Below are 6,780 nucleotides of genomic sequence, written 5' to 3'. Positions count from 1 at the left end.
ATCAACGGGCTGGACACGCATTACATGTATCGCGACGTGGTCGACGTGGTCGAACAGGCTGGCGAACGGCTGGACCTGATCATGATTCCCAAGGTCGGCACCGCCGCCGACGTCTACGCGATCGACATGATCGTGACCCAGATCGAAGACGCGATGGGCCTGAAAAAGCGCATCGGCTTCGAGCACATCATCGAAACTGCGCTTGGCATGCAGAACGTGTCGGAAATCGCCGCCGCCTCCAAGCGCAACGAGAGCCTGCACTTCGGTGTCGCCGACTACGCGGCTTCGACCCGGGCGCGGACCACGATCATCGGCGGCGTGAACCCCGACTACTCGGTCCTGACGGACCCCGACGCAAACAACGCCCGCGAAACCCACTGGGGCGACATGTGGCACTATGCATTGGCCCGGATGGTGGTTGCCGCACGCGCCAACGGTTTGCGCCCGATCGACGGCCCCTTCGGCGACTTCCAGGACCCCGACGGCTATCGCGCCGCCGCCAAGCGCGCCGCCGTTCTGGGCTGCGAGGGCAAATGGGCGATCCACCCCAGCCAGGTCGCGCTGGCCAATGAGGTCATGAGCCCCTCCGAGGCTGAAGTGACAAAGGCCGAGCGCATCCTGGCCGCGATGGCCGAGGCCGAGGCCGCCGGCAAGGGCGCGGTTTCGCTCGACGGGCGGCTGATCGACTATGCTTCGATCCGTCAGGCCGAAGTGCTGGTCGAGAAGGCGCGTCAGATTGCTGCCGGATAAGATTCCGGCACTGAAAGGCGATGCGGCCCGGGCATTCCGGGCCGCGATCCGCCGTGCCGACCCGGCACTGGCCATGCGCGAGAGCCTGGGGCAGCATCCGCTGCCCCGCCCGGCGCATGGGTGCCGAACCATTGTCCTTGCCCTGGGCAAGGCCGCCCCCGCAATGTTGCGCGCAGTCCTGCCCCGCATCAGCGGGCCGCGGGTGATGATCTGCGTCACCCATCGCGAGAACCAGGAACAGGTCCCGGGCGCCGAGGTCTACCGGGCCGGCCACCCCGTTCCCGACACCGTGGGCGCGCGCGGCGCCGAACGGACGCAGGAAGTTCTGAAAAGCGCCGTCGCGGGCGACGTCGTGATCGCGCTGATCTCGGGAGGTGGGTCTGCCCTGCTGCCCGCCCCGCCGGACGGTGTCAGCCTGGAAGACAAGCAGACGCTCAACCGCCTGCTTCTGGACAGCGGGCTGGACATCGTGGCGATGAACCTCGTCCGGCAGCAAGTCTCGCAGCTGAAGGGCGGCGGGATGTTGCGGCTGGCCGCCCCCGCGCTCGTCACCGCCTATATCCTCTCGGACGTGATCGGTGACGACCTGCGGGCCATTGCCAGCGGCCCCAGCGTCGCGCCCATCGGCACGCCGGAACAGGCGCGCGACCTGCTGCATTCGATGGGCCTGTTCAACCGCCTGCCCGAGAGCATCCAGCGCCACCTGCGCAACGCGCCGCGCGCAAACGCGAACCTCACGGCCAGAAATCACCTGATTGGTGGCAACCGCGAAAGCGTGCAGGCCGCCGCTGATGAACTGCGCCCGGACTACGAGATCCATGTCATCGAGGACCCGCTGACCGGCGACGTGAACGAGGCCGTCTGCAAGACCTTTCGGACACTGCGTGATGTCGGAGCATCGGACAAGCCGCGCGCGTTCCTCTGGGGCGGCGAAACCACCGTTCAGGTGCGCGGCGGCGGATTGGGTGGGCGGAACCAGGAACTGGCCTTGCGGATGGCGGCGCTTGCCGACGCCGAACCGATCGCCGCGCCTTGGGTCTTTCTGTCGGCCGGAACGGACGGGCGGGACGGACCGACGGATGCGGCTGGCGCGATTGTCGACCAGTACACCCTGGCCCGCATCCGAGGCAAAGGGCAGTCCCCAACAGAGTACCTGGACCGCAACGACAGCAACGCCGCCTTGCGCCTGTCCGAAGACCTGCTGATCACCGGCGCAACCGGCACAAATGTTGCCGATGTACAGATCCTGCTGATCGGCTGAGGCTTCAGCCTCGGCGCAAGGCCCCGTGGTCACGCAGGACTTCGCGATCCTGCGTGTCTTCGCCCTGGCGCCAATCGGGGACATCGTTCACGAGCATATGCGCGGCCCGTTGCAGGGTCGCGCGCATCTTTTCCACCGCCGGCCCCGTCAGCCCCACATCGGCCAGCGCCCTGTCGAACGTCTGCAGCCACAGCTCCGCATCCGCTTCGCGGATCGGGATATGGGCATGTATTTCGCGCAGGTTCATGTGACCATTGCGCTCGCGGTAGTACGGCCTCCCGCCAAGAAACCCGCTCATGAACTCGAATTGAGCCTGACGGGTGTGGGACAGCCCATGTCCGCGGAAATGCAGGCGGTGCAATTCATGCACCGCCGGGTCACTTTCCATCAGGTCGTAAAACCGCTCCACGAGGTCTCGGAGAGCGGTTTCACCGCCAATCTCTTGCAATGCGCTTGTCATGGCTTCGGCCTAGCCCACCCCGGAAAGGGTCGCCTTGAGATACGTCAAGACCGCGGCTTTTCCTTCTTGGGATCATAGGCGGCCAGGTCGGGGCGGATCGTGGCAGGCAGACGTTTCTGATGCCCGTCCAACTTGCCGATCTCCAGCTTGGTGCCCGGTTCCGCATGGGCCACGTCGACCCGCGCCATCGCGATGTTGCGGCCCAGGATCGGCGAGCGCATGGACGATGTGATCTCGCCGATCTGCGCACGGCCGATGTGGACGCAATCGCCGTGCCCGACCTCGACATTGCTGTCGATGTCCAGCCCGACGAGTTTGCGCGCCGGCGTTTCCTTGCGGCGGATCAATGCCTCGCGCCCGATGAAATCATCCGGCTTGGACTTGAGCGGCACGGTAAAGCCGACGCCGGCCTCGAACGGGTCGGTCTGGTCCGAGAAGTCGTAGCCGGCAAAGATCAGCCCGGCCTCGATCCGCACCATGTCCAGCGCCTCCAGACCCATCGGGCGGATACCATGCGCCTGACCTGCCTCCCAGACGGCGTCAAAGACCTCGCCCGCGTGTTTCGGGTGGCAGAAGATCTCGTAGCCCAGTTCGCCTGTATAGCCGGTGCGGCTGACCACGACCGGAATACCCTGGTCGTCGCCGATGCGCGCGGGGGCAAAGCGGAACCAGGCGAGATCCTCGAAGTTTGGCTGGTGCGGGGCCGTCCAGATGATCTTTTTCAGCAGGTCGCGGCTTTCGGGCCCCTGCACGGCGATGTTGTGCTGCATGTCGGTGGACGAGCGGATCAACACCTTCAGGCCCAGTTCCTCGGCCTTTTCGCGCAGCCAGTCGCCGCCGTAGTCCGACCCGCCGATCCAGCGGAAGTTGTCCTTGCCCAGTCGGAACACGGTGCCGTCGTCGATCATGCCGCCGTGCGGGTAGCACATCGCGGTGTAGACGACGCCGCCCACCGGCAGGGTCTTCATATTGCGGGTAAAGACGTATTGGCACAGCGCCTCGCTGTCCGGGCCGGTGATCTCGAACTTGCGCAGCGCGCTGAGGTCGAGGACGACGCATTTTTCGCGGCAGGCGTGGTATTCCTCGATCGGACCGGCGCTGGACATGCAGTTGGCTAGCCAGAAACCGTTGTATTCGATGAAATTGTCGGTGAACCGGTCGAACCGGTCGTGAAAGCCTGTCTGTTTAGTCATCTTCGGTTCCGCATCAGGAGTAGGCCGGTACGCGACGGCGCGTTGAAAGGATTCCTTGCCGCTGTAGGTGCGCACATGGATGTCGGTCGGGTTCCAGCCGTTCGCCGCCGAGGTATCGTCCGGGCAGGCAGAGCTGACACAGACCAGGTCGGTCAGCGCGCGCAACAGGACATAGTCACCGGGGCGCGACCAGGGCTCGTCCGAGTACATCACCCCGTGCTCGTCCAGCCCGGTGTTGAAGAAGAAGTTGATCGCCATCCAGCCCTTGCGCCCGGTCACCCCATGCGGCGCCAGCGCGCCGTTGAAGTTGTCCGAACAGTTGACGTGGCCGGGATAGCCGATGTCGTCGTAGTACTTGGCGGAACAGGCCAGCGCGAAGGCATCGTGCCGCCCACAGGTGTCCTGGATGACCTCGACCAGCGGCAGCATGTCCTGATCGTAGTATTTCGCATGCAGGCCCGGCATCGGGTAGGCATGTTCCATCAGGGTGCGCGTGGTGGTCACGTCCAGCGCGTGTTCGATTCCCTTGTCCAGCTTGCGCGCGGAAAAGCACTGGAAATCCGTGCATTGGCGTCCGTCCACGTCAAGGATCTGGATATAGTCGCCGGCCTTGACGAAATAGGCCTCAGCCGTGGCGGAATGCACGCGCACGTCCGCCACCGGATCGGCCAGCGGGTCGGGCAGCTCGAACTTCGGCAGGGGTTTGATCGTCGCCCGACGGATGTAGATCGTCAGCGGAGTCGCCGTATCCTGCGCCTCGAAATCCATGATGCCGCCGGGCGCGGCGATGATGGCGATCCCTTCTTGCGCGGCGGTAAAGCTCTCGGTGGTCTTTGCGGGGGTCGTGGATTCAAACAGGTTGACCGCCTGAGCTTTGGAAAGATCCAGGCCACGCGCCTCGACCCCCATGCGCAGGCTGCGCAGCGACTGGTCAGATGAGGTCAGGAGCGCCTGCAAGCCCGTTGCAGGCCCCTGCCCGCTCGCGCCGATCAACCCCGGATCGAAGGTTCCATCCGGACGGGCGCAGACGATCTCGCACCGCTGGCCGCCTTCCGTGTTCTCGATCTCCAGCCGGTCACCCGCCTCGAGCCGCACCAGGATCGCGCCCATGCCTTCGACGACATAGCGCTCGGTCCCCGGAGGCATCGAGAAGACCCGAGGCTCGAAGATCCCGCTGGGCCGCGGCGGTCCGGGGACCACGTTGGGATATCTGGTATCAAGCACGTCCATTCCTCCCGATATTTGCCTTTACGGAAAATAATATTAATGATGAGAATATACCCGGTGGCGTGTTCGCGCAAGCGATACAGACAGGAATCTCTCTAATCGACAGGAGTTTCACAACATGAGTGCGCTTTTTCTGGGCCTGGTTGCGGCCGTTTGCTGGGGTCTGCATGACATCGCGATTCGCTATCTCAGCCGGACCGTTCCGCTCATGGGCGCATTGCTTGTGGTCCTATTGACAGGCCTTGCATTCCAGGGGGGCGTGATTCTCGGCAAGGGTGAGTGGCTTTTGCCGCATGGGGCGGCGCTCTGGTATGCGCTGGCCGCGGGTTTCACCTTTCTCGCGGCAAGTCTCGGGCTCTATTTCGCCTTTGAACGTGGTCCCGTACGTCTGGTCAGTCCGATCATCGGCGCCTTTCCGATCCTTTCCCTGATCTACGCGGCGCTTGGCGGCTCGATCATCACGCCCGATCAGATCGCAACCGTTCTGGTTGTGATCGGCGCCGTCGGCCTGGTGGCCATCCTCTCGGATTCCGCGCAGGGCGACGTCCCGCCCCGGGGGCCGACGGTCGCCTATTCTCTGCTCTCTGCGTTCGGCTATGCCAGCACCTTCAAGCTGGGCCAGCTGGCGGCGGAAACCGGCGGCGAATGGCAAAGCACATTTGCCACGCGACTGGTCGCGCTGCTGCTGCTGTGCGGCATCCTCTGGGCAATCCGGCCCGACATCCGGGTGGGCCGCAAGGCGGTGGTTCCGCTGGTGGCGATGGGCCTGCTGGATGGCATCGCCCTGCTGTCGGTGATCTCGGCCGCCTCGTTGCCGCAGCCCGAGTTCGCGGCGGTCGCAGCCTCGATCTTCGGTCTCTTCACCATCCTGTTGGCACGCGTGCTGTTGAACGAACAGATGCGGATCGCGCAATGGGCCGGTTGTATCGTAGCCTTCCTGGGGATCGGATACCTGACGCTCTGACCAGATGGCGGAGCCTGTCAGCTCCGCCAGCCTGCCGCCTGCTGGCGTTCATAGGCGCGGATCGCGTTCCGCATCAGGATCGCGACGGTCACGGGACCAACACCGCCGGGCACCGGCGTGATCCATCCGGCGACCTCCTTGACGGCATCGGTATCCACGTCACCGACGATCTCGGTCGTGCCGTCGGGGTGAACCCGCTGGTTGATACCGATGTCGATCACCGCCGCCCCCGGTTTGACCATGTCGGGACCGATCAGATGGGCCTTGCCCACGGCCACGACAATCACGTCGGCGCGGCGAGAGTGCATGGCGACCGAGCGCGTCAGGTGATGACAGACCGTGACCGTGGCGCCTTCGGCCATCAACATCATCGCCGCCGGCTTCCCGACGATTTCCGAGTGCCCCACCATGACGACCTCCAGCCCCTCCATGTTAAGGCCGGTCGCGCGCACCAGTTCGACCGCGGCGGCCGCGGTACAGGGCGCCATCGCCACGTCGTTGTAGACGATGTTCCCGATCGAGGCCGGGTTCATCCCCTCGACGTCCTTGAGCGGATGGATCGCGGACTGCAAGGAGCGGACGTTGATGTGGCTGGGCACCGGGCGCTGCAGGATGATGCCCAGAACTTCCGGGTCATCATTCATTTCCTGGATTCGCGCCTTGCACTCTTCCTGCGTGACCTCGCCGCCCCAGAACTCCTGGTCAAAGGGCAGGTCGACGGCAGCAGCGGCCCGGGCCTGGTTGCGGACATAGACCGCAACCTCCGGAACATCCCCGATCGAGATCGACACGAGCTTGCCGATCCGCCCGGCGGAATTGGTAATGCCACGCACCTCGGCAAGGATACGCTCCTGCACGGGCTTGCCAAGCAGCACCCGGGGATCCTGTTTCATGCCGTCAGCCCCTCCGGCTCTGCCAGTCCATT

General features: G+C 64.7%; 6 protein-coding genes. 3 read left to right on the top strand and 3 right to left on the bottom strand.

The features are described from left to right. Together PVW46_RS21860 and PVW46_RS21855 are read left to right on the top strand one after the other, a co-directional pair. Positions 1 to 750: HpcH/HpaI aldolase/citrate lyase family protein (locus PVW46_RS21860; protein WP_274577625.1), on the top strand; the 750-nt coding region annotated here is incomplete at its 5' end. Then, the gene (locus tag PVW46_RS21855) at positions 737 to 2,011 is read left to right on the top strand and encodes a glycerate kinase type-2 family protein (RefSeq protein ID WP_069209876.1); all 1,275 of its coding nucleotides are present in this window, start codon (positions 737 to 739) and stop codon (positions 2,009 to 2,011) included. The genes PVW46_RS21860 and PVW46_RS21855, both read left to right, overlap by 14 nt. A 4-nt stretch (positions 2,012 to 2,015) precedes the next feature. Here the strand turns inward: PVW46_RS21855 and PVW46_RS21850 are convergent, their stop codons facing one another. Together PVW46_RS21850 and PVW46_RS21845 are read right to left on the bottom strand one after the other, a co-directional pair. Further along, positions 2,016 to 2,471, bottom strand: a complete 456-nt coding sequence (locus tag PVW46_RS21850; protein WP_069209877.1) for a group II truncated hemoglobin — start codon at positions 2,469 to 2,471, stop codon at positions 2,016 to 2,018. Between the two features lie 44 nt (positions 2,472 to 2,515). After that, positions 2,516 to 4,888, bottom strand: a complete 2,373-nt coding sequence (locus PVW46_RS21845; RefSeq protein ID WP_069209914.1) for a trimethylamine N-oxide demethylase — start codon at positions 4,886 to 4,888, stop codon at positions 2,516 to 2,518. A 121-nt stretch (positions 4,889 to 5,009) separates the two neighbouring features. Here PVW46_RS21845 and PVW46_RS21840 point away from each other — a divergent pair, with 121 nt between their 5' ends. Then, positions 5,010 to 5,855: an EamA family transporter gene (locus tag PVW46_RS21840; RefSeq protein WP_069209878.1), complete on the top strand. Its 846-nt coding sequence runs from the start codon at positions 5,010 to 5,012 to the stop codon at positions 5,853 to 5,855. Positions 5,856 to 5,872: 17 nt separating this feature from the next. Here the strand turns inward: PVW46_RS21840 and PVW46_RS21835 are convergent, their stop codons facing one another. Then, positions 5,873 to 6,748 (bottom strand): bifunctional 5,10-methylenetetrahydrofolate dehydrogenase/5,10-methenyltetrahydrofolate cyclohydrolase, encoded by an 876-nt coding sequence (locus PVW46_RS21835; RefSeq protein ID WP_069209879.1) that lies wholly within the window; start codon positions 6,746 to 6,748, stop codon positions 5,873 to 5,875. Between the last annotated feature and the right edge of the window lie 32 nt (positions 6,749 to 6,780).

This window comes from Mameliella sp. AT18 (assembly GCF_028807275.1).
Taxonomy (GTDB): Bacteria; Pseudomonadota; Alphaproteobacteria; order Rhodobacterales; family Rhodobacteraceae; genus Antarctobacter; species Antarctobacter albus.
Note: the sequence above shows the minus strand (reverse complement) of the source record. Positions and strands in the feature narration are given on the sequence as shown.